This is a genomic window from Corallococcus sp. AS-1-12 (genome assembly GCF_020036995.1).
Classification (GTDB): Bacteria; Myxococcota; Myxococcia; order Myxococcales; family Myxococcaceae; genus Corallococcus.
On record NZ_JAIQDD010000010.1, the window covers coordinates 120,871 to 144,179 of the forward strand.

18 protein-coding genes are annotated in these 23,309 nt (G+C 72.1%); 17 read left to right on the forward strand and 1 reads right to left on the reverse strand.

From position 1 onward, the window contains the following. The first annotated feature begins 54 nt into the window (after positions 1 to 54). From K8556_RS18575 to K8556_RS18640, 14 genes are all read left to right on the forward strand, one after another. Positions 55 to 702, forward strand: a complete 648-nt coding sequence (locus K8556_RS18575) for an RNA polymerase sigma factor (RefSeq protein WP_206793212.1) — start codon at positions 55 to 57, stop codon at positions 700 to 702. Continuing rightward, entirely contained in the window at positions 699 to 2,120 is a 1,422-nt protein-coding gene (locus K8556_RS18580) for a zf-HC2 domain-containing protein (protein ID WP_223741409.1), read from the forward strand. The genes K8556_RS18575 and K8556_RS18580 overlap by 4 nt, the downstream gene beginning before the upstream one ends. 60 nt (positions 2,121 to 2,180) lie before the next feature. Beyond that, positions 2,181 to 2,441 (forward strand): hypothetical protein, encoded by a 261-nt coding sequence (locus K8556_RS18585; protein ID WP_120565599.1) that lies wholly within the window; start codon positions 2,181 to 2,183, stop codon positions 2,439 to 2,441. Positions 2,442 to 2,673: 232 nt separating this feature from the next. Further along, complete coding sequence (cpaB, locus tag K8556_RS18590) at positions 2,674 to 3,492, forward strand: Flp pilus assembly protein CpaB (RefSeq protein ID WP_120622540.1); 819 nt, start codon at positions 2,674 to 2,676, stop codon at positions 3,490 to 3,492. Positions 3,493 to 3,570: 78 nt separating this feature from the next. Beyond that, positions 3,571 to 4,416: a type II secretion system F family protein gene (locus tag K8556_RS18595; protein WP_223741410.1), complete on the forward strand. Its 846-nt coding sequence runs from the start codon at positions 3,571 to 3,573 to the stop codon at positions 4,414 to 4,416. A gap of 13 nt (positions 4,417 to 4,429) precedes the next feature. After that, the gene (locus K8556_RS18600) at positions 4,430 to 5,320 is read left to right on the forward strand and encodes a type II secretion system F family protein (protein WP_223741411.1); all 891 of its coding nucleotides are present in this window, start codon (positions 4,430 to 4,432) and stop codon (positions 5,318 to 5,320) included. Between the two features lie 22 nt (positions 5,321 to 5,342). Then, complete coding sequence (locus tag K8556_RS18605) at positions 5,343 to 8,225, forward strand: FHA domain-containing protein (protein ID WP_223741531.1); 2,883 nt, start codon at positions 5,343 to 5,345, stop codon at positions 8,223 to 8,225. A gap of 36 nt (positions 8,226 to 8,261) precedes the next feature. After that, positions 8,262 to 10,001, forward strand: coding sequence for an FHA domain-containing protein (locus tag K8556_RS18610; protein ID WP_223741412.1), 1,740 nt, complete (start codon positions 8,262 to 8,264; stop codon positions 9,999 to 10,001). After that, complete coding sequence (gene xseA / locus K8556_RS18615; RefSeq protein WP_223741413.1) at positions 9,998 to 11,713, forward strand: exodeoxyribonuclease VII large subunit; 1,716 nt, start codon at positions 9,998 to 10,000, stop codon at positions 11,711 to 11,713. The genes K8556_RS18610 and xseA overlap by 4 nt, the downstream gene beginning before the upstream one ends. Positions 11,714 to 11,754: 41 nt before the next feature. Next, positions 11,755 to 12,093 carry an exodeoxyribonuclease VII small subunit gene (gene xseB, locus K8556_RS18620; protein WP_120565593.1) on the forward strand — a complete coding sequence of 113 codons (339 nt, stop codon included), beginning with the start codon at positions 11,755 to 11,757 and terminating at the stop codon, positions 12,091 to 12,093. A gap of 27 nt (positions 12,094 to 12,120) precedes the next feature. Beyond that, positions 12,121 to 12,510: a PleD family two-component system response regulator gene (locus tag K8556_RS18625; RefSeq protein ID WP_014397650.1), complete on the forward strand. Its 390-nt coding sequence runs from the start codon at positions 12,121 to 12,123 to the stop codon at positions 12,508 to 12,510. A gap of 5 nt (positions 12,511 to 12,515) precedes the next feature. Further along, entirely contained in the window at positions 12,516 to 13,409 is an 894-nt protein-coding gene (locus tag K8556_RS18630) for a polyprenyl synthetase family protein (RefSeq protein WP_223741414.1), read from the forward strand. Beyond that, positions 13,409 to 15,265, forward strand: a complete 1,857-nt coding sequence (locus tag K8556_RS18635) for a 1-deoxy-D-xylulose-5-phosphate synthase (RefSeq protein ID WP_223741415.1) — start codon at positions 13,409 to 13,411, stop codon at positions 15,263 to 15,265. Before K8556_RS18630 ends, K8556_RS18635 begins: the two co-directional genes overlap by 1 nt. Beyond that, a complete protein-coding gene (locus tag K8556_RS18640; RefSeq protein WP_014397647.1) occupies positions 15,262 to 16,002 on the forward strand; it encodes a TlyA family RNA methyltransferase in 741 nt (246 codons plus the stop codon). Before K8556_RS18635 ends, K8556_RS18640 begins: the two co-directional genes overlap by 4 nt. Before the next feature lie 9 nt (positions 16,003 to 16,011). Here K8556_RS18640 and K8556_RS18645 read toward each other — a convergent pair whose 3' ends face one another. Further along, a complete protein-coding gene (locus K8556_RS18645; RefSeq protein ID WP_223741416.1) occupies positions 16,012 to 17,574 on the reverse strand; it encodes a hypothetical protein in 1,563 nt (520 codons plus the stop codon). Between the two features lie 456 nt (positions 17,575 to 18,030). Here K8556_RS18645 and K8556_RS18650 point away from each other — a divergent pair, with 456 nt between their 5' ends. From K8556_RS18650 to K8556_RS18660, 3 genes are read left to right on the forward strand one after another with little or no spacing between them, the layout of a single operon-like run. Beyond that, positions 18,031 to 20,529, forward strand: a complete 2,499-nt coding sequence (locus K8556_RS18650) for an ATP-binding protein (protein WP_223741532.1) — start codon at positions 18,031 to 18,033, stop codon at positions 20,527 to 20,529. Positions 20,530 to 20,534: 5 nt separating this feature from the next. Beyond that, positions 20,535 to 22,421, forward strand: coding sequence for a tetratricopeptide repeat protein (locus K8556_RS18655; protein ID WP_370639941.1), 1,887 nt, complete (start codon positions 20,535 to 20,537; stop codon positions 22,419 to 22,421). A gap of 12 nt (positions 22,422 to 22,433) precedes the next feature. Then, the gene (locus tag K8556_RS18660) at positions 22,434 to 23,270 is read left to right on the forward strand and encodes an alpha/beta hydrolase (RefSeq protein WP_223741417.1); all 837 of its coding nucleotides are present in this window, start codon (positions 22,434 to 22,436) and stop codon (positions 23,268 to 23,270) included. Positions 23,271 to 23,309: the final 39 nt, after the last annotated feature.

Here is a 23,309-nt window from a genome sequence, read left to right on the forward strand (position 1 = left end):
CACGGCTGTCCGTTACAGGCCGTGGGCGGTGAAGGGGATGGCACCCGTGGCTTCATGGGCACTGGGGGAAGTTTGGCACCCGAAACCTCAGACGAGCAGTTGATGCTCGCCTTCCAGGCGGGAAACGCGCGTGCGTTCGAAGCGTTGGTGCGCAAGCACCGCGCGCCGGTGTTCAACTTCATCCTGCGCTTCGTGGGCCACCGGGCGCGGGCGGAGGACGTGCTGCAGGAGACCTGGCTCAAGGTGGTCCGCAGCGCCCGGGAATACGAGCCCAAGGCCCGGTTCACGACCTGGCTGTACACCATCGCGAGGAACCTCTGCGTGGACAGCACGCGCAAAGAGAGCTACCGCCAGGCGACGTCCCTGGAAGCCCCCTCGGCGGGTGCCGACGGCGACGAGGGACGTCCGCTGGGCGAGGGGCTGCCGGATGCCGGGGCCAGCCCGGAGCGCGGCGCGCACAACGCCCGCCTCCGGCCCCTGCTGGAGCGGGCCCTGTCGGCCCTGCCGGAGGAGCAACGCGAGGTGTTCGTGCTGCGCGAGTACAGCGGCATCCCGTTCAAGGAGATCGCCGAGGTGACGGGCGTGTCCGAGAACACGGTGAAGAGCCGCATGCGCTACGCGCTGGAGGGCCTGCGCCGCCGCCTGGGTGAGCTGGGCGTGGACGGCGACCTGTCGGAGGATGGAAGGACGGTGGCGGGATGAATGCCCAGAATGCCCACGCGCACGAGGACCGGCTCCTCGACTTCGCCTACGGCGAGCTCCCCGCGTCGGAGGCCCACGCGCTGGAGCAGCACGTCCAGGGCTGCGCGCGCTGCACGAAGGCGCTGGCGGACATCCGCGGCGTGCGCACCGCCATGGCGCAGTTGTCCTCGGAGCCCGCGCCGGACGCGGGCCTGGAGTCGCTGCTCGCGTACGCGCAGCAGTCCGCGCGCCGCGCCGCCGCCGGCCCCGAGCCGAAGCCCTCGCGCTGGCGCCGCTTCCTCTTGCCCGCGGTGGGCCTGGCCACGGTGGGCACCTTCGGCCTCCTGACGTTGACGGTGCGCGAGAACCTCGACCTGTCGCCGAACCTGTCACAGCGGGCCGCCCCCAGCGCGGCGATGGAGGCGGCGAAGGTCGCCCCCGTCGCCCCGGCCCCCGCGCCGTCGAGCGCGCCCCTCGAAGGGGACGCACCCGAGGGCGGCTCGGAGGCCCTGGCGGCCGCGCCGGGCGCGATGGAGCTCAACCGCAATCAGATGGAGACCAAGGCCCAGCGCAAGGGCACCGCCGCGGCCCGCCCGTCGGACTGGATGAACGCGGGCAGCGGGGGCGCGCTGCTGGAGCGCCGCGCGGACGCGGAGGCTCCGAAGAAGAAGGTGGCCAAGGCCGTCCGGGACGCGGACGGCGAGTTCGCCGCGCTCGAGCCGCCTCCGGCCGCGCTGGAGGCGCCGTCGAAGGAAGCGGAGGCCCATGACAGCTTCCTCGCGAAGGACGAGCCCGCGCGGGGGCGCGCCTCGGCCAAGGTCAGCGACAAGGCGCTGGCCACGAAGGGCGACTCCCTCCGGTTGGGTGAGGCGGCCTATGGCCGTGGGCTCGTCTCGGATGACGCAGAGGACACGTCCGCGAGCGCGCCTCCGCCGCCGCCTCCTCCCGTTGCCTCCGCGCCCGTGGTGCAGGCCGTGCCCATGGCCCCCGCGAGCGTGGGCTCCATCGGCGGTGCGTCGCCGCCGTCCACGCGCGCTCCCGCCGCGCCCAAGGAGGAGTCCGCCCGGGCCGAGGCCGCGAAGCCCGCTCCCATGGAGAAGTCCGCGTCCCAGGAGGCGATGACGGCGCGCGACCTGTCCGCCCAGGCCCAGGCCGCCGCGAACCAGGGTGACCGCGCCCGGGAGGCACGGCTGCTGCGCGCCGCGCTCGCGGCCGGAGCCAGCGGCAGCGAGAGGCTGGCCCTGCTCTCACGGCTCTGCGAGTCCGAGTCCGCCCAGGGCCGGACCCGGGAGGCCGCCGCCGTCTGCGGGCAGATCATCAAGGAGGCCCCCGGCTCCAGCGCGGCGCAGCTCGCCCAGCGCCGCCTGCGTCAGGCCTCGCCCCCCACGGCGCCGGCGTCCGCGCCGGCCAAGGCCGCTCCTTCCCAGCCCGCGCAGTAGGGAAGGGCGGCAGTCCACATGACCGATGCGGCCGGGGCCCGGGTCCTGGATAATGGGGACATGACGTCGGACGTGCACGCTCCCCCCGTGAACAGCCCCCGGAAGTCGCCGCCGCGCTCCCCGCGCCGGGCCCGCCGTGGCCAGGCCATGGTGGAGTACTCGATGATCAACTGGGTGTTGATCGTCGGGCTCGTCATCGGCGCCACGGTGAAGATCCGCTGGACGGACGACCGGCAGACCAACGTCATCGACCTGTTCCTCGAGGCGTATCAGATTTATTACGACTCGTTTTACTTCGTGCTGAACCTGCCGTTCCCCTGAGGGACGCCAGGGCCGCGGATCAACCCGCTGCGTCGAGCCGTCCTCCCCCTGGGCGGGCAGGCTCCGTGAGCGCTGGAGGTCCCGGGATTCCGCTTTGTCACGAGAGGTGGTTTTGACACCCGATGTGGGGCATGGCTAACATCTTGCTCCGTTCGCGCCCTGGCATCGCCCCCTCGTCCAAAGCAGTCCTGCCGCCACGACGGCGCCCCACCGTTCTGGAGGACCTTGAACCATGTTGAAGGGTAAGACCCCGCTCGTCGTCGCACTGGTGCTCGGTTTGCTCGCGGGCATCGTGGCCTACTCGGCCATCAAGAAGAAGGAATCGGATGTGCGCCGCGGGTGGAACCTGGTGCCCGTGGTGGTGGCGGGCCAGGACATGCCCGAGGGTTCGGTCATCACGTACGAGATGATCTCCCAGCGCTCCGTGCCGGAGCAGTTCGTCACCTCGTCGGTGGTGAAGCCGGACTCCGCCAACTACATCGTGAACCAGAAGGTGCTGGTGGCGCTGCAGGCCGGCGACCCCATCCTCTGGAGCCAGTTCGAGACGACGAAGGCCGCCGAGCGCCTGTCCACGAAGGTGCAGAAGAAGGCGCGCGCCATCACCATCGAGGCGAAGCAGACCACGTCCGTGGGCGGGTGGATCCGCCCGAACGATCACGTGGACATCATCGGCACGTTCCGCGATCCGCAGACGGACGAGAGCGTCGCGGTGACGCTGCTGCAGAACATCATCGTGGTCGCCACGGGCAAGATCACCGGCACCACGAACATCAACCTCATCCCGGAGAACCAGCGCGAGTACTCCAACGTCTCGCTGATGGTGCTGCCGGAAGAGGCGGAGATCCTGGTGCTGGCGGCGGAGCTGGGGCAGTTGACCCTGTCCCTGCGCAACGAGGACGACGTGGACCTCATCGAGGAGCGTGGCCGCGCGACCATCAGCACGCTGCTCTCCGGTGAGCGCACCCGCGTGCTGGAGCAGAAGCGCCGGGAGATCATCCAGATCATCAAGGGCAGTGGCGGCGGCGAGAAGGCCTCGGCCGGAGCTCCGTAGTCGTCGCGCGCGGGGCCGCTTCGCCAACGCTGAAGCGGCCCTGCCGACCCCTCCCTCATCCCCCGGGGATTCGCGCCCATGCTCGCAGGTATCGTCCTCCTTCTCGTCACCGGCTCGGTGTTCTTCTTCAGCCTGGTGATCTTCAGCGTCCTGTCGAAGGCGTATGAGCAGTACCAGGAGCGCTACGTCGCCAAGTCGATGAACGACTTGAGCGACATGTTCCTCTTCATCGACGCGCGGCAGATGTTGATCCTCAACATCGCCTGCATGTGCCTTCTGGGCATCCTCAGCTACATCATCTTCAACCCCATCCTGGCGGTGCTCGCGACCATCTTCGGCTTCTTCCTGCCGATGCTGCTCGTGAAGCACTACCGCAAGCGCCGCATCAAGAAGTTCAACGTGCAGTTGGTGGACGCGCTGCAGGCCATGGCCAACGCGTTCAAGGCGGGCCTCACGTTCCCGCAGGCCATCGAGCACGTGGCGCGCGAGGCGCTGCCGCCCCTGTCCCAGGAGTTCGGCCTCTTCGTGAAGGAAGTGAAGCTGGGCGTGCCGCTGGAGGAGGCGCTCATCAACATGGGCCGCCGCGTGGGCAGCGACGACCTGGAGCTGGTGGTGGTGTCCACCAACATCGCGCGCCAGTTGGGCGGCAACATGGCGGAGATGTTCGAGACCATCTCCACGGTGATCCGCGAGCGCTTCCGTCTGGAAGGCAAGATCGACGCGCTGACGTCCCAGGGCAAGCTTCAAGGCTGGATCGTGGCGGCCATGCCGGCGGTGCTGGGCATGGTGCTCAACTACATGCGTCCGGACCTGATGGAGCCGATGATGAACCACATCTTCGGCTACATCCTGGTGACCCTGATCGCCATCATGGAGATCATGGGCATCCTCATCATCCGGCGCATCGTCAACATCGACATCTGAAGCGAGGCGCACCGTGCAGGAAGTCCTGACATTTCTGCTGATGGGCGGCTCGGCACTGCTGACCGCGGGCGCGGTGGCGTTCCTGGGCATCGGCCTGTACACCAACCTCCTGGAGCGCTTCCTCACGGAAGTCCGCGACGAGTCCGCGGGCGGCATGAAGGGCGCGGGCTCCGTCGCCATCCGCAAGCTGGGCGCGATGAACCGGCGCTTCATGTGGCCGGGCTACGAGTCCAAGACGCGCCGCAAGCTGATCAAGGCGGGCGAGCCGTCCCAGTACAAGCCCGAGGACATCATGGCGCTGCAGGAGGTGAGCGCCTTCCTGGGCCTGCTGGTGGGCCTGTTCGTCGCCAACGGCATCGGGGCGAACCTGGCGTGGTCGCTGCTGGTGATGCTGCTGGGCCTGTTCTATCCGCTCATCTGGTTGAACGACCAGGTGAAGCGCCGTCACCTGGCCATCAGCCGCGCGCTTCCGTACAACCTGGACCTGCTGACGCTGTCGGTGGAAGCGGGCATGGACTTCACGGGCGCGCTGGCGAAGGTGGTGGAGAAGGGCCGCCAGGGGCCGCTGCGCGAGGAGCTGCAGTTGGTGCTCAAGCAGCTCAAGATGGGCAAGACGCGTGAAGAGGCGCTCAAGGGCATGATCGTGCGCGTGGACCTGCCGTCGCTGACGACGTTCGTCACGGCGCTGATCCAGGCGGACAAGATGGGCACGAGCCTGGGCAAGGTGCTGCGCATCCAGTCCACGCAGATGCGCATCGACCGCACGCAGCGCGCGGAGAAGCTGGCGGGTGAGGCACCGGTGAAGATGCTCTTCCCGCTCATCGCGTGCATCTTCCCGACGGTGTTCATGGTGCTCTTCGGGCCCATCGTGTTCCAGTTCATGTTCGGCAACGTCGGGGGCTAGTCCTCTGCCCATCCTGCTCACCATCACCCAGGGGCTCCAGGTTGGACGGGAGCTCGCCTTCGAGCAGGCCGAAGTGAAGATCGGCCGGACCTCGGAGAACGACCTGGTCCTGCATGACCACGGTGTCTCCCGGCGTCATGCCCGCATCACGGCGAGGGATGGGCGTTACTTCGCCGAGGACGTTGGCAGCGCGAACGGCACGCAGTTGAACGGCCAGCCGCTGGGCGGCCAGAAGCAACTGCGCGACGGCGACCGCATCACCGTGGGGCCGGTGGAGTTCACCTTCGTGTGGGTGGCGCCGGAGGATGACGACGACGTCACCCGGCCCATCCGGCGGATGCTCGCGCCGCCGCACGCGAAGGTGTCGCCGCAGGGCGTGGAGCAGGCCTCGCTCGCGGAGATCGAAGCGGCGCCCACGAGCTACCAGCCGTCGATGCCGGCCATGGCCCGGCCCGCGTCCCCGCCGCGCCCGGGAATGGCCGTGCCCGCCGCGAAGGGTGGGGCGATGCCAATGCCGGCCGCCACGCCGAAGCGGCCCTCCGCTCCGGATCTACCGGCGGTCAGTGCCTCCGCGCCGGGCCGGGCTGCACCGGGAACTCCCGTGCTGGGAACGCCCACGCCGGGGGCGGCGGCTTCGCCCAAGCCTGGTGTGCAGGGAGCCTCTGTTCCGGCGACTCCGCCCCGGCCTCCCTCGGGTCCGCCTGCGCTGGGCGCCTCTGCGTCCTCTGCTTCGGGCAAGGTTCCCGCCGCGCCTTCCGTGGTGGGGAGCCTGGGGCAGGGCGCGACCGCGCCGGCCAGGACTCCCGCGGGCCCTCCGGTGTTGGGTCCCGCGGCTCCCAACGAGGGTTCCCCGGCCAGGGCTCCTGCTGCTCCCCCGGTGCTGTCGGCCGGGAACAAGGCCTCGGGAGCTTCCGCCGCCGTCCGTGCCTCCGGGCCGGGACCGTCCTTGGCGGCCCGGGGCGCAGCGGCTTCGTCACCCGGCCTGCCGTTGATGTCTCCGCCGGGGCTGATGGTTCCGCCTCCTCCCGCACGGCCTCTCGCCGTGCCTCCTCCCGTGGAGCTGGCCCCCGTGGCGCCGGACGAGCCCGAGGAGCGCACGCTGATGGCGATCTCCACGGTGGACTCGCCCGTGCCCGCCGCCACGCCGCCTCCCGTGCTGTCCCTCCCGGACATGGACGAGCCCGAGGAGCGCACGCTGATGGCGATCTCCACGGTGGACTCGCGCGTGCCCGCCGCCGCGCCGCCTCCCGTGCTGCCTCTCCCGGAGCTGGACGAGCCCAACGAGAGCACGCTGATGGCGATTCCCACGGCGGACCTGGCCGTGCCCGCCGCCACGCCGCCCCCGGTGCTCTCCTTCCCGGAGCTGGACGAGCCCGAGGAGCGCACGCTGATGGCGATTCCGGCGACCCCGGAAGCGCCACCGGTTCCCGTCGCGCCGCCGCCGCAGGAGGCCCCGCCCGCGCTGCCCCCGCCGGCGATGGAGGAGCCCGAGGAGCGGACCGTCCTCGACCTCCGGCCCATCACGCCGGTCAAGCCGCTCGTGGCCCCTCCGGTGCGCATCGTGAGCGCGCCCGCCGCCGCGATCGACTCCAGCGAGCCCTCGACCTTCGTCGGCCAGGACGATGACCTCTCCGCGGCCCCCGAGGAGACCCGGGCCTCCGGGACCTTCTCGGGCCAGGTCTCGCCCGGACCTGCCGCACCGGCCGCGGCGCCTCCGCCGGTCTGGAGCCCTCCCGTCCCGCCGCCTTCCGAGGAGCCGGTGACGTTCGTCGGCCACGACCGCGCCCCGCCTGCCCCGGCCCTGGACCCCGGGCTGCTGACGGGCGAAATCCCACTGCTGGCCCATGTGCCCGCTCCGGACGCGGAGGGTGAAGCCACCCTGCCCGTGCCGGCCAACCTGGATGAGTCCGCCACCCAGCCCGCGCCAAGGGGCCCGGTGACGGTCGTCGCGAAGGTCGAGCCCTCGTCCGCCGCCGACAAGGCCCGCCAGCGGCGCCAGTTGGGCAAGACGCTCAAGGGCCGGTTCCTCCTCTTCTGGCAGCGCCAGTCGCTGCCCAGGCGCATCGGCTTCGCGTCGCTGGCGGGCGTGGCCGTGCTGGGCGTGCTGACGCTGCTCGTGGCGCTCGCGGCCCCCTCGGCCATCCGGCTCCCGGGCCGCGAACCCTTCACGCTGGGCATGGAGCCGGTGCCGGACTCCTTCGGCCTGGGCGAAGGGGTGCGCTGGGTCCACGCCGACGACAAGCTCTTCGACTTCCGCTTCGTGTCCCCCACGCGCGCCGTGGCGGTGCTGCACTACCAGGCCAGCAACATCGCCCGGGACGAGGTCAACCTGTCCCTCAACGGCGTGTCCCTGGGCTGGGTGCCCCCGGATACCGCCCAGACGGCCGAGCGTGAGCTGGAGCAGGTCCTCCCGCCCAGCCTCCTGCGGCGCAACGCCAACAACCAGCTCCTCTTCGACAACGCCCTCAACCCGCCCGGCCGCGACCCCTGGCGCATCTGGAACCTGCGGCTGGAGATCATCCCGGTGCCGGAGCTGCCGCCGGATCAGCTCATCACCTCCGCCCGGGAGGCCGCCAAGGCAGGGGCCCGCTTCTACGAGCTCAAGGACGTGGGCGCGGAGAACCTGTTCAAGGCGTGGCGGGAGTACCGCGCCGCGTGGATCACCCTGGAAGCGCTGGACGACAAGCCGGAGCTCTACGAGGACGTCCGGGAGCGGATCGCCCAGATTTCAACGGAGCTGGACCACCGCTGCAGCCAACTGATGATGCAGTTCCAGCGGGCGGTTCAGTTCCGCAGCCGACGGGATGCGGTCGCCACCCTGGAAGACGTACGGAGACGCTTCCCTACGGCCGAGCATCGCTGCCACAATCTCGCGCTGGAAAAAGCCTATGAGCACGAGCTTTAGGGCTCGTGCCCCCCTCAGCAGGACGCGGTGACCTCCATGTCGAACGCACCACCCCCCGCCCGCCGACGGCCTACATCTGGCACGCCCTCCTCCGGGACCGGTTCGCGCGCGCCGGTCCGCCGGTCGTCCGCCGGTGCCGCCGCGGCCCGCCCCGCGAAGCTCGTCGTCATCGCCGGCCCCATGGAGGGTGAGGAGTTCGCGCTCTCCGAGCTCGAGTACACGGTCGGCCGCTCCACCGACAACCCCATCTGCATCCAGGACACGTCCGTCTCCCGCAAGCACGTGACGCTGCGCAAGGAGTCCGCCGGCTGGATGGTCAGTGACATGGGCTCCGGCAACGGCACCATCGTCAACGGCGAGCCCATCTCCGAGGAGACGCTCCTCGCCAACGGCGACGTCATCACGCTGGGCGACTCGGAGCTGCGCTACGAGGACACCGCCAACAGCACCGCGAAGGTGCAGGCCCCCACCGGCCCCCGGCCCCGTCCATCCTCGGCGGCGGGCCGCGGTTCCACGGCCGTGCCCCCGCGCCCCGCCCGCGAGGGCCGCGCGCGCCCGCAGACGTCGCGGGCCGCCGCCGCCGCGGAGCTCTCGCCGGAGGTGCAGCGCAAGCGCATGCGGATGAAGCTCGCGGGCGCCGCCGTGCTGGTGGTGCTCTTCGCGGGCCTGGGCGTCGCGCGCTCGCGCATGCGGCAACAGGCGGAGGAGCAGGGCCGCATCGAGGCGGAGCAGCGCAGCTACCGCGAGCAGTTGGGCGGCCTCTTCCAGGAGGCGAAGAACCTGGTGCGCGAGGGCCAGTGGCAGCAGGCCAAGGCGAAGCTGGAGGAGCTCCACGCGCAGGCGCCGGACTACCCCGGCGTGGCGGACTACCTGAAGGCCGCGGAGCGGGAGATCCCCAACCAGAACCACCTGAGCACGGCCCAGGCGGCGCTGGACAAGGGCCAGTTGGCCAGCGCGAAGGCGTCCATCGAGAAGGTGACCAGCGACACCCAGCTCTACGAGCAGTTGAAGACGGCGCGCAAGAACCTGACGGACGCCGCCGACACGCGCACGAAGGAGGCCAAGCGGCTGCTGGACACCCGCCAGTTGGAGAACGTGCAGCAGGCCAAGGCCATCACCGACGACGTGCTCGCGACCTTCCCCGAGCACCGCGACGGCAAGCTGGTCAACGACGACGCCGTGCGCGTCATCGCGGACCTGACGCGTCCGGACCCCGTGCGCGTGGCCGCGGCGCCCAAGCCGTGGGAGCCCGCCGTGGACCGCTTCCGCGACGGTGACATCACCGGCGCGGTGGCCATCCTCAACGCGTGCGCGGCCAAGACGTCCCAGTGCAAGCAGTTGATGGCGCAGGTGACGGAGTTCGGCAACCTCTACAAGAAGCTGGAGGACCTGGACGCCAAGGGCCTCACCCGCCTGCTCGCGCTGGACAAGGACATCACCGACGGGCGCGCCAGCAAGATGGCGCGCAACGCGGGCACCCGCGCGGGCAACATCTATTACAAGAGCGCCGCGGGCGCGAAGGCCGCCGGCCAGTGGTCGCGCGCCATGGAGTTCGCCCGCCGCGCGCTCCAGGCGGACCCCAGCCACGCGGGCGCCGCCAACATCGTCAACGACCTCAAGGGCAAGGCGAAGGACCTGTACATGCAGGCCTACTCCATCAAGGACTCCAGCCCGGAGGACGCGCTGCCCAAGTTCCGCGACGTCGTCGCGATGACGCCGCCCGACGACGAGCTGCACGGCAAGGCCCAGGGCTGGGTCGAGAAGCTGTCGCGATGAAGAAGCGCAAGGGGTTGGAGCCGCCCCCGGCCGACGAGCCGGGGCAGGGCGACCTGTTCGGCACGTCGCTGCTACCCCCCTTGCGTCCCGCGCCGGCGAAGGCCGCCAGCGGAGGCAGGCCGCCCCCGGCCCCGCCCACCGCGCCGGTGGCTGAAGTCGCCGCGCCGCCGCCGCCCGCCGCAGTCACCCCGCCGCCGCGCCCCGAGCGCACGGTGCTGTCGGTGGGCGAGCTCACCCGGCAGATCAAGCAGACGGTGGAGTCGCGCTTCCCGCGCGTGATGGTGCGCGGCGAGGTGTCCAGCTTCCGGGGCGCCAACGCGCGCGGCCACTGGTACTTCACGCTCAAGGACCCGGACGCCTCCATCGACGCGAAGGTGTGGGCGTCCATGGCCAGCCGCATCCGCTTCGCGCTGCGCGACGGCATGGAGGTCGTGGCCGAGGGCAGCGTGGACCTGTACGAGCCGCAGGGCCGCTACAGCCTCATCGTGTCCCGGCTGGAGCCGGTGGGCGAGGGCGCGCTGGCGCTCGCGTTCGAGCAGCTCAAGCAGCGGCTGGCGGCGGAGGGGCTCATCGGCGACCGGCGCGTGCGGCCGCCCCGGCCCGTGCCGTTCCTGCCCCGGCGCATCGGCGTCGTGACGAGCCGCACCGGCGCGGCGCTCCAGGACTTCCTGCGCGTGCTGCACTCGCGCAACCCCCGGCTGGGCGTGCTGCTGGCGGACGCGCGCGTGCAGGGGGAGGGCTCCGCGGAGGACGTGGCGCGGGCCATCGAGCGGCTCTCGCGCACCGACGTGGACGTCATCGTCGTGACGCGCGGCGGAGGCTCCGTGGAGGACCTCTGGACGTTCAACGAGGAGCGGGTGGCGCGCGCCATCTTCGCCTCGCCCGTGCCGGTGGTGTCCGCCATCGGCCACGAGATCGACTTCACCATCTCCGACTTCGTCGCGGACCTGCGCGCGCCCACGCCCAGCGCGGCGGCGGAGCGGCTGGCGCCGGTGCTGGCGGACCTGGAGCTGACGCTGGCCACGCAGTCCGGCCGGCTGCGCCGGGCCATGGAGCGCCGGGTGCTGGAGCTGCGCGAGCGCCAGGGCCAGCTCCGCGCGCGGCTGCCGGACCCTCGCCGCGAGGTGAACCACCAGCGCCTGCACCTGTCCGAACAGGTGGAGGCGATGATGCGCGTGCTGCGCCCCCGCGTGCGTCAGGACCGGGAGACCTTGCGCGCCTTGCAGGAGCGGCTGCAGCGGGCGCGGCCCCAGACGCGGCTGTCGGAGCAGCGGGCGCACCTGCTCAAGCTGGCCATGCGCCTGTCGGACGCCGCTCGTGCGGGCGTCACCCGGCGGCGGGGCGCGCTGGCGGACGCGCGGCTGGGGCTGGAGCGGCAGTCCCCCACGGCGCGGGTGGCGGCCGAGCGGGCGAAGGTGGCCCAGGCGCGAGCGCGGCTCCTGGAGCTCCAGCGGGGAATGCTGGCCTCCGCGCAGACGCACTTCGGACGGCTGGGCGGCCGCCTGGACGCCCTGAGCCCCCTGAAGGTGATGTCGCGCGGCTACGCGGTGACGTTCCGCCAGCGGGACGGCGTGGTGGTCCGCTCCATGGCGGACGTGGTGGTGGGGGACGTGCTGGGCATCAAGCTGGCGGCCCACGGGGCGAAAACCCTGGGTGGATGTGAAGAAATCGAAGCGACCGTTACCAGCCTGAAAGGCCCGGTGGACTGCTAGCGGGCCACCCTCTACATTCCGCGCCCCGCTCGGGGAGGTGGATGGCCGTGGCGAAGTCGGACAAGAACCCCAAGGTGGAGCCCGCTCCGGAGCAGTACGGAGACGTGGTGTCGCGCCTGGAAGAGACGGTGGCGCGGCTGGAAGGCGGCGACCTGTCACTGGAAGAGTCGCTCAAGGCGTTCGAGGAGGGCATCCGCCTCGTCCGCCGGGGCGAGAAGCTGCTCACGGAGGCCGAGCAGCGCATCGAGCAGTTGCTGGTGGACGAGGACGGCCAGGACGTCGTGGCGCCGCTGGCGGTGGCGGCCCGGCCCGCTCCCCAGGCTGCCCCCCGGACGACCGCGCAGGCGCGTCCGCCACCGGAGGACGATGTCCCGTTCTAGGCATCAGGGGAAGGGCGGAGGCCGGGCATGTCGAAGCCGAAGATTACGATTGTCGATGACGACCGCGACACGCGCGAGCTGCTCGCCGAGGCCCTGGGGGCCGAGGGCTTCGAGGTCATGTCCGCGGCCAATGGCCTGCGGCTCGTCGCGTCGCTGGAGCTGCACCGCCCGCACGCCATCCTCCTGGACGTGAACATGTCCTGGATCAACGGCTTCGAGCTGTGTCAGGCCGTGAAGCAGAACAAGCAGTTCCGGGACATCCCCATCATCTTCATCAGCGGGCGGGGAGACCCGGAGGACAAGCGGCGTGGCATGGAGGTCGGCGCGGCCGACTACTTCGTGAAGCCGCTGGAGCTGGACGCGCTCGTCAAGCGCATCCGCGAACTCATCCCCGCCGACGTGGCGAAGGAGCCCTGACGCCGATGGCCGCATTCAACCTGGAACCCTTCATGCGCACGCACCAGGCGCGGGTGGAGGCGCTCCTGCTCGAACGCGCGGACCGCCTGGGTCCCGCGGGCACGCCGCCCCGGCTGGCGGAGGCCATGCGCTACTCGCTGCTCGCGGGCGGCAAGCGCCTGCGCCCCGTGCTCTGCCTGGCCTTCGCGGACGCGGTGGCGAAGGCGAGCACCGACAGCGCCGTGGTGTTGGATGCGGCGTGCTCGCTGGAGTACGTGCACACCTATTCGCTGGTGCATGACGACCTGCCCTGCCTGGACAACGACGACCTGCGCCGGGGCCGGCCCACGAACCACAAGGTCTACGGCGAGCCGCTGGCGCTGCTGGCCGGGGACGGGCTGCTCACGGAGGCCTTCCACGTGCTCGCCGGAGGGCCGGAGCCGGTGCGCGGCCTGCTGTGCGCGGAGCTGGCGCGTGCGGCGGGCGCGAGCGGCATGGTGGGCGGGCAGGTGCTGGACATCGCGGCGGACCGGGCCGCGACGCTGGACTACCTGCTGCGGCTGCACCGGATGAAGACGGGCGCGCTCATCCTCGCGGCGTGCCGGATGGGCGTCCTGGCGGCCGGGGGCGACGCGGCGGCGCTCGCCAGCGCGGTGACGTACGGTGAGGCGGTGGGCCTGGCCTTCCAGATCGCGGACGACGTGCTGGACGTGACCTCCAGCGCGGAGGCCATGGGCAAGCCGGTGGGCGCGGACGCGGAGGCCGGGCGCTTCACCTTCCCGGCGGTGGTGGGGCTGGACGAGTCCCGCCGCATGGCCGACGAGCTGGTGGCCCGGGCGGAGGCCGCGGTGCGCCCGCTGGAGGGCGTGGACGGTCCGCTGGCGGCGCTGGCGCGCTACTCGGTGGAGCGGAAGTCCTGATGGCGGACGTGCTGTCCGGTGTCGAGTCTCCCGCGGATGTGCGCGCGCTCCCCGAGGACGCGCTGCCCGGCCTGTGCGAGGCGCTGCGCGAGGCCATCATCACCACGTGCGGACGCGTGGGCGGCCACCTGGGCGCGTCGCTGGGCGCGGTCGAATTGATCGTGGCCCTGCACCGCGTCTTCCACACGCCGCAGGACGCGCTCCTCTTCGACGTGGGGCACCAGGCGTACGCGCACAAGCTGCTCACCGGCCGGCGGGACCGGATGCACACGCTGCGGCAGGCGGACGGCATCGCGCCGTTCCTGGATCCGCGCGAGAGCCACCACGACGCGCTGGCGGCCGGGCATGCGTGCACGGCCATCTCCGCGGCGCTGGGCCTGCTCTCCGGCCGGCGGCAGTTGGGCCACACGGGCCACGTGGTGGCGGTGGTGGGCGACGGCGCGCTCACCGGGGGCCTGAGCTTCGAGGGGCTCAACAACGCGGGGGGCAGCCCGCTGCCGCTCGTGGTGGTGCTCAACGACAACCAGATGTCCATCAGCGCGAACGTGGGGGCCATCCCCGCGCTCCTGCGCACGCGCAACGCCCGCGCCTTCTTCGAGTCGCTGGGCTTCACCTACCTGGGCCCGGTGGACGGGCACGACCTGGGCGCGCTCACGCGGGCCCTGCGCGAGGCGAAGGCGTCATGCCGCCCGGTGGTGGTGCACACGCTGACGAAGAAGGGGCGCGGCTTCCCGCCCGCGGAGGCGGACGAGCAGACCCGCGGCCACGCGATGGGGCCGTACGAGTGGCGCGACGGCAAGCTGGTGCGCTCGCGAGGGGGTCGGCCCACGTTCAGCGAGGCCTTCGCCCAGGTGCTGGGCGACGCGCTGGAGCGCGACCCGCGCGTGGTGGCGGTGACGCCCGCGATGCTGGAGGGCAGTGCGCTCACTGGTTTGAAGGAGCGCTTCCCGGACCGCGTGCACGACGTGGGCATCGCGGAGCAGCACGCGGTGACGTTCTGCGCGGGGCTGGCCGCGGCGGGCGCGAAGCCGGTGTGCGTCATCTACTCCACCTTCCTCCAGCGCGCGTACGACCAGGTGGTCCACGACGTGTGCCTGCCGGGGCTGCCCGTCGTCTTCGCGGTGGACCGGGCGGGGCTCGTGGGCGCGGACGGCGCCACGCACCAGGGCGCCTACGACGTGTCCTTCCTCCGGCCGCTGCCGGGCCTCACGCAGTGGGCCCCGGTGGTGGGGGAGGACCTGGAGCCCATGCTCGCCACCGCGCTCCAGGCCTCCGGGCCCTCCGTGCTACGCTTCCCGCGAGGCACGCTGCCGGACCTCCCGCCAGAGCTGGCACAGGGCGACACGGAGGCGCAGGGGTCGTCCTCGCCCGGGCAGCCGGCCCACGACACGCGCGCTGGCGCGGCAGGGGCCATGGATTCTGCGGCCTCGCGGTTGGCGCCGGCCGCGCTCCCCATGCCGGGGGCCCGCTGGTTGAAGCGCGTGGCCGGATCTCGGCTGACGCTGGTGACGCTGGGCCCGCTGGGCCTGTCCGCGCTGGAGGCCGCGCGGAGCGAGCCGGACTGGAGCGTGCTGGACGCGCGCCGGGCGTGGCCCCTGGATGAGGCCGCGCTCCTGGAGGCCGCGGCGGGCGGGCATGTGGTGGTGGCCGAGGAGGGCACCACCCGCGGCGGCCTGGGCAGCGCGGTGCTGGAGCTGTACGCGGCCTGCGGCGTGTCCCCCCGGGTGACGCTGCTGGGCATGCCGGATGTCTTCCTGCCGCACGGGGACGCGCGGGTGCAGCGGACGCAACTGGGACTGGACGCGGCGGGCCTGCGGCGCGCGGGCCGTGCGCTGCTGGGAGAGGAGCACCGGTGAAGCCGAAGAAGGAACGCCTGGACGTGCTGGTGGTGGAGCGCGGGCTCGCCGAGTCTCGCACCAAGGCCCAGGCGCTCATCCTCGCCGGCCAGGTGGTGGTGGCGGATCAGCGCGTGGACAAGCCCGGCTCCCTGGTCCCCGTGGAGGCCGAGCTGCGCCTCAAGGGCGAGGTGCTGCCGTACGTGTCGCGCGGCGGCCTCAAGCTGAAGGCGGCCATGGACCGCTTCGGCCTGGACGTGACGGGCCGCGTGGGCGCGGACATCGGCGCCAGCACCGGCGGCTTCACCGACTGCCTGCTCCAGCACGGCGCGGTGCGGGTGCACGCCATCGACGTGGGCTACGGCCAGCTCCACGAGAAGCTGCGCGTGGACCCGCGCGTGCGCTCCCGCGAGCGCGTCAACGCGCGCTACCTCACGGACGAGGACCTGCCGGAGAAGGTGGGCGTCGTCGTCATCGACGTGAGCTTCATCTCGCTCACCCAGGTGCTGCCGTCGGTGCTGCCGTTCCTCTCACCGGGCGGCCTGCTCATCGCCCTGGTGAAGCCCCAGTTCGAGGTGGGCCCGGAGCGCGTGGGCAAGGGCGGCGTGGTGCGCGACCCGGAGGCGCGCCAGGACGCCATCGACACCGTGACGGCCTTCGTGCGCGAGCACGGGCTCACCGTGCGCGGGGTGATGGACTCACCCGTGCCCGGGCCCGCCGGCAACGTGGAGGCGCTCCTCGTCGCCGACAGGCCCTGAGGGCCGCCGTCACTGCCTGACGGCGCGGTACTCGGGCAGCGTGAGGGCCTGGACCAGGTTGTTGCCCACGCGCATCCACAGCCGCCCGCCGTCATCCACGGAGCAGGACAGGCTGCTGGAGACCTCGTAGCGGAACAGCTCGCCCTGCTCGGCGGAGTCCACCGCGACGATCTCCTGGGGCAGGGCGCCCGCCACGTTCGGGCCGGTGAGCAGGTAGAACTCCGGGCTCGTCGGCAGGCCCAACTGCACCTGGTGGATGCGCAACTGCCCGGACGCGTCCACGGACGTGCCGCCCTTGTTCATCACCAGGCCGCTCGTCGAGTTCAGGAACCACACGCGCTGGTCTCCAATGGCCGCCACCTTCGAGCCGCCATGGAACGGGAGCAGGAAGCGGATGGGCACCGGGAAGGTGGTGCTGGACCAGCGGTACGCGTTGCCCTCGCAGCCCGCGGCCTCCGTGGAGCAGGCCTCGATGCGCGACTGGTTGTTGGCGAAGTCGAAGGACATGTAGAGCGTGGACCCGTCCACGCTGAACGACGCGGGCGGCGGCGCGCTGATGAGGCCGTTGTACGTGTAGATGATGCGCGTGCTCACCGGCTGGAGGTCCGCGCTCGTGGCGTTCGCGTCCAGCGTGGCGATCTCGATCTGCAGGGCGTCCCCGCCGCCCCCCGCGTTGTTCGGGTAGGCCACCAGCACCTGCTGGCCCTTCTCCTTGGGCGGGGTGATGGGCTGCAGCGGCGCGTTCTCGAACGTCCACTGGAAGGAGCCGCCGGACGCCGTGTGCTTCAGGCGCGACACCGTGTACAGGTCGTTCACCAGCGCGTCGCCGTTGGCCATCACGGACAGGTTCTGCAGCTTGTACGTGGGCGCGGTGCGGCCGGTGATGGCGAAGTTGGCGTCCACCGCCACCGCGCCCGTGCCGGGCGTCCACACCCACCGCTTGCCGCTCTGGGCGTTGACGCTGGTGATGACCGTCGCGGAGCTGCACGGGATGCCCATCTCCACCGAGTTGCGCACCACGCCCGCCGAGTCCACGCGGAAGAGCGTGCCGGAGCCCGTGGTGGGGTTGCCGCACCCGATGAAGGCGACGTTCGTGCCGCTGCCCTCGGCGATGAAGAAGTCCGTCACCACCTGGCCGTTGGGGTCCGGATCCTTGATGACCTTCGCCACCGGCAGGAACGTGGCCGCCTGCGGCTGGGACACGTTCGTCCGGCCGTCCGCGCACGTCGCCCGCGCGTTGAGCGACAGGCTCGCGGCGAGCCCGCGGGTGTACTTGATCTCATTCGAGGCCAGCTCGAAGTCCATGGACCCGCTGGTGTAGGCCACGGTCTTCAGGAACGTGTCCCGGTCGTAGATGTCCACCCGCGACACGGCGTCACACCCGGACACGATGACCCGCACCGTCAGCGACGGGGCCGCCGTGTTGGGCTGCGGCACGGTGAGCGTCACCGTCGGCGGGTCCGGAGTGGGGGCCGGCTTCTCACCACCACAGGCGGTGAACACGGAAGCACAGAGGGTCAGCGAGGCCAGGAGGGCCCGCGGCGCGAACGGGCGCGAAGGGACGGAGTGCATGGTTTCGCACTCTAGCGCGCTCCCTCGGGAAGCGGGCGGGGCCACCTCCCCCGCGCCTTCCCCCGGCTCCCTGATCGCGAGATCCCCTGAAAACCCCCAGCGGGCGCCTGCCCGCCCGCCCTGCCTCCGGCCGGACGAAGAGGGTGGTATTGGAAGAAAGTGACAGCCTGGCTGTTTTCATGGGATTCCCGCCTGGCAAGGGCTGGGCGGGCGGTTTCCGGTCACCGGACCGTCACGCGCGTGCGGGATTCCGGAGGAAGAAGGCCGGTCCGGGGTATACGTCGCGCGCCTTTTCCCACCCCTCTCTCATGAGGAGAGCCCCGTTCATCCGCTGGCCCGCGGACGGGTTAGACGGCATGATCCGGAATCGACCATGACTCCTTTCGCACCCAACGGGTTTCCGCGACGTCGTTCCCTGTCTGGGCGGGGCGGAGGCGCGCCGTGAGGATCGAGATGTTGTCGTCGGAGCAGCGGGGGCGGGTGCTCGTGCTCGCGGCGAAGGCCGCGGGTGACGCGTTGGTGGAGCGGCTCACGGCGAGTGGCTACCAGTGCGCCTCCACGGAGCGGGAGACCGGGCTGGCGGAGATGGTGGATCAGCTCCAGCCGGAGGTGGTGCTCCTGGCCGTGACGGCCAAGCGGGCGGCGGAGCTGCTGGAGACGGTGCGCAAGACGGACAAGCTCCAGCGCCTGCCGGTGCTGGTGGATCAGGGCCGCGCGCGCTCGGCGGAGGCCTTCAAGCGCCTGGCGGTGGACGACTTCGTGCGCGGCGCGGATGAGCTGGTGCCCCGGCTGGAGTCCGCCCTGCGCGCCTGGAGGCTCAAGGAGCGCGAGGAGCGCATCCGGATGCGCATGGGGATGCTGCTCGAAATCACCCAGGCGGCCACCAGCTCGCTGGAGCTGGAGGAGATCCTCCGCATCGCGGTGGAGAAGGTCGGCCAGGTGACGGGCACGGACCGCTGCTCCGTGGTGCTGGTGGAGGGCAGCCACGCGCGCACGGCCACGGTCGTCGCGACGCAGGAGGACCCCAGCCTCGTCCAACTGGACATCGAGGTGGCGCGCTACCCGGAGCTGCGCCGCGCGCTGGAGACGCGGCAGCCCGTGCTGATTGAAGAGGCGCAGCGCGACCCGCTGATGGCGGAGGTGCGCACGTCGCTGTTGCCTCAGGGCGTGAAGTCCATCCTGGTGCAGCCGCTCATCTGCCAGGACGACCTGCTGGGCGCGCTCTTCCTGCGCGTGTCCAAGGGCGAGGCGTCCATCGGGCGCGACGAGCAGGAGTTCGCGGAGGCGGTGGCGGGCGTGCTCGCCAACTCCATCCGCAACGCGCGCCTGCACACGGCGGTGAAGAAGAAGCGCGAGGACCTGGAGCTGGCGTACGTGGAGCGCTACCGCGAGCTCAACGACGCGAACCGCCGCCTCAAGGAGCTCAACCGCCTCAAGGACGAGATCATCGCGGTGTGCAGCCACGACCTGCGCGCGCCGCTCCAGGTGCTCCTGGGGCACGGCCGGCTGCTCCTGGAAGGGCCGCTGGAGGCGCAGCAGAAGCAGTCCGCGGAGGCGATGATCCGCCAGGGCCGGAAGATCCTCACCCTGGTCGAGTCCCTGCTGGAGAAGGGCAAGGGCGAGGCGGCGCGCCTGTCCATCGAGCCCCGCGTGCTGGACGTGGCGCAGTTGTGCCGCGACGCCGTGGCGGAGCTGGAGATCCTGGCGGCGGAGAAGGCCGTGTCGCTGCGCTCCGAGTGCCCCGACAGCCTCATGCTGATCGGCGACGAGGTGAAGTTGCACGAGGTGCTGCAGAACCTCATCAGCAACGCCATCCAGCACGCCAGCGACCCGGGCGTGGTGGTGGTGCGCACGCAGCGGCTGTCCCGGCCGGACGGCGACGCGGTGCGCGTGATGGTGAGCGACAACGGCGTGGGCATCCCGCCGGACGAGCTGCACCTCGTCTTCGACCGCTACCGCCACGGGCCCAAGGGCACGGGGCTGGGGCTGGCCATCTGCAAGGAGTTCGTGGAGCTGCACGGCGGTGAGATCTGGGCGGAGAGCCCGGCGGACGGCGGCTGCACCTTCGTCTTCACGCTGCCCCTGGCGCAGGAGGCCGCGCGCAACCCCCGGCCGCAGCCCGCGCCCGGCGCCGCCCCCGAGCAGCCGCGCGTGCTGGTGGTGGAGGACGAGCCGGAGATCGCCGCGGTGCTGTCGGAGGTGCTGCGCTCGAAGTACCGCGTGGAGGTGGCGCGCGACGGCGCGGAGGGCCTGGCGAAGGCACGCGCGTCCCGTCCGGACCTGGTGGTGATGGACGTGTTCCTGCCCAAGCTGGACGGCCTGGACGCGGCCATGGCGCTCAAGTCCTCGTCGGACACGGCGCACATCCCGGTCATCCTCCTGTCCGCCCACCAGGGCGTGGCCGACAAGGTCCGCGCGCTCAACCTGGGCGCGGTGGACTACATGGCCAAGCCCTTCAACGCGGTGGAGCTGCTCAACCGCACCGAGCGCGCGCTCAAGCTGCGCCAGGGTGAGAAGGAGCAGGACACCAAGACGAACTCGCTCCAGCGCCGCACCGGCAGCGACCCCGTGACGGGGCTGCACGACCGCCGGGGCCTGCTCCTGCGCCTGGAGCAGGAGGTGGCCCGCAGCCGCCGCTACCACCGCGCCCTCACGCTGGCGGTGCTGCGTCCGGACCGCGAGCTGGAGGTGATGCCCTCCAACATGGGGGACGTGATGCGCAAGCGCGTGCGCCACCCGGACGCCATCGCCCACCTGGGGCAGGGCGTCTTCGCGGTGGTGCTGCCCGAGTGCAACGCGGACGCGGCGCGCACGGTCATCAACCGCCTGATGCCGGACGTGGAGCAGGTGACCTCCATCGAGTACCGGGCCGCCATGGCGGACGTCAGCCAGGACAGCGATCCGGTGGAGAAGCTGCTGGAGAAGCTGGGGGCGCCCCCTCCCGAGGTCCACTAGCCCGCGTGCGCCCGCTCCCGCTCCTCAGCCGTGCCGCGGTGATGTGCCTCGCGCTGGCCGCCGGAGGTTCGGGGGCCGCGCCCGCGAGGAGGGCCCCGGCCCCGCACGTCGACCGCGAGGCGATGCGCGAGGCCATGGACTCGAGCAGCCGCGACGACGAGCCGTCCGCGTCGTCCGCTAGCTACGCGCACTACCTCCAGGCGCGGCTGATGCACCTGGAGGGCAACCACCGGGCCTCGGTGGACGAGCTGCGGCTGGCGCTCGCCACCGACGACGGCAACCCGACCCTCCTCACCCAGTTGGGCGAGGAGTACGCGCGCCTGGGCGACCTCACGCGCGCCGAGCGCGAGCTGCGCCGGGCCGTGGAGAAGGCCCCCACGCACTACGCCGCCCACGTGCTGCTGGGCCGGGTGCTGCTGGAGTCCGGCCGCACGGCGCGCGCGAAGCAGCACCTGCGCCGCGCCGTGACGCTGCGCCCCCGCGAGCCGGAGGCGTACCTCGTCCTGTCGCAGTTGTACCTGGACGCGAAGGACCCCGACGAGGCGGTGAAGGTGGTGGAGGCGCTGGCCCACGCGCTGCCGGGCGAGGCCTCCGGCTACCGTCGGCTGGGGCTCGTCCTGGCCGAGCGCGGCGACGCGCCCCGCGCCGAGCGCCTGCTCGCGAAGGCCGCCGAGCGCGACCCGGGCGACGTGGAGGTGTGGTCCACGCTGGCCCGGCTCTACGAGGGCTCCGGCCGGCCGAAGGAGGCGGAGGACGCGCTGGCCCGCGCGCTGGAGGCGGATCCGGACAGCCGCGAGGTGCTCCTGTCCGCGGGCCGCGCCGCGCTCAAGGGCGGGTCGGTGACCCGGGCGCGAGCGTACTTCGACCGGCTGCTGTCGCTCTCCGCGTCGCCGGAGCTGGCCGTGCGCGTGGCCTTCAGCTACCTGGCCTCCGGAGAGCCCGCCCCCGCGCGGGAGGTGCTGGACGCCGCGCGCAAGGACGCGCCGGATGAGCCCCGGCTGGCGTACTACGCCGGCCTCGTCGCGGAGCGCACCCGCCGCTTCTCCGTCGCCGCCCAGGACTTCGCGGGCGTGCCCCCGGACTCGGAGGTGTTCCCGGACGCCCGCGTGCGCCAGGCCCGCTGCCTGTCGCTGGCGGGAGACCACCCGCGCGCGCTGGCGCTCTACCGCGCGGCCATGTCGGACGCGCCTGACGACGTGGAGGTGCGCGTCGGCTACGCCCGGGCGCTGGAGCGCGGCGGGGACGCGGCGAGGGCGGAGGGCGTGCTGCGCGAGGCGCTGGCGGGGGAGGGCGGGGCGCTGGCGTATGACGCGCTGGCCAGCCTGCTGGAGCGCCAGGGCCGGGCTCCGGACGCGCTCGCGCTCCTGCGGGACGCCGTCGCGAAGGCGCCGAGGAACCAGGACCTGCAGTTCGCCCTGGCCACCCTGCTGGAGCGCCAGGGCGACGTGGCGGGGGCGCTGTCGCGCATGCGGGCGGTGCTCGCGCTGAAGCCGGACCACTCCGCCGCGCTGAACTTCATGGGCTACGTGATGGCGCAGCGGGGCCGGGACCTGGACCAGGCGGAGCGGCTGGTGCGGCGCGCGCTGGCGCTCCGGCCGGACAACGCGGCCTACGTGGACTCGCTGGGGTGGGTGCACTACCAGCGCGGTGACGCCCGGAAGGCCGTGGAGGTCCTGGAGCGCGCGGTGGAGCTGTCCCCGGACGACCCCGCCATCCTGGAGCACCTGGGAGACGCGTACCTCAAGGCGGGCCGCGCCCCGGAGGCCGTCCGGACCTGGAAGCGCGCGCTGGAGGTGCTGACGCTGGAGCCGGAGGCCGCCGAGCCCGCCAACCAGCGCACCACCCTGGAGCGCAAGTTGAAGGCGCTACCCTCGACCGCGCCGGGCCGCTAAGGTCCCGGGCTCATGGCCCGCCACGACGAAGGCTTCTTCACCGGGAAGGACAACACCCGGCTGTTCTGGACGCTGGACCTGCCGGACACGCCCCCCCGCGCGCACGTCGCCATCGTCCATGGCTATGGCGACCACATCGGCCGCTACCGGCCCGTCATCGACGCGCTGGTGAAGGACGGCTTCGCCGTGCACGGCTTCGACTACCGGGGCCACGGCCGCGCGGACGGCCGGCGCGCCTACGCCGCGAAGTGGACCGAGTTCCTCGACGACCTGGACGGCTTCTGGCAGCGCGTGCGCAAGGCCGCGGGCAACGAGAAGATCTTCCTGCTCGCCCACAGCCACGGCGGCCTGATGGCCGCGCACGCCCTGACCGGGAGGCTGGAGGGGCTCTCCGGCGCCATCCTCTCCGCGCCCTACCTCAAGCTCGCCATCACCCCGCCGGCCGCGAAGGTGCTCGCCGCGCGCATGGTGGGCTCCGTGGTGCCCTGGATGAAGGTGCCCTCCGGCCTGGCCCCGGACATGCTCAGCACCGACCCGGAGATTCAAAAGGCGGTCGGGGCGGACCCGCTGTACGTGCCCTTCGCCACGCCCCGCTGGTTCGTGGAGTCCACGGCCGCCCAGGCGCAGACGCTCTCGCTGGCGCCGAAGATTCAAGTGCCGCTGTTCGTGCTGTGCGGCCAGGAGGACGGGGTGGCGCTGCCGGCGGCGGCGCGGGCCTTCTTCGAGGCGGCGGGGACGGCGGACAAGAAGTTCAAGGAGTACCCCGGAATGCGGCATGAGCCGCTCAACGAGCGGGACCGCGCGACGGTGTTCCAGGACATCTCCGGCTGGATCTCCGCGCATCTCTGACATAATCAGGTCGCCCCGCTCCCGACGGAGCAGGCGCTG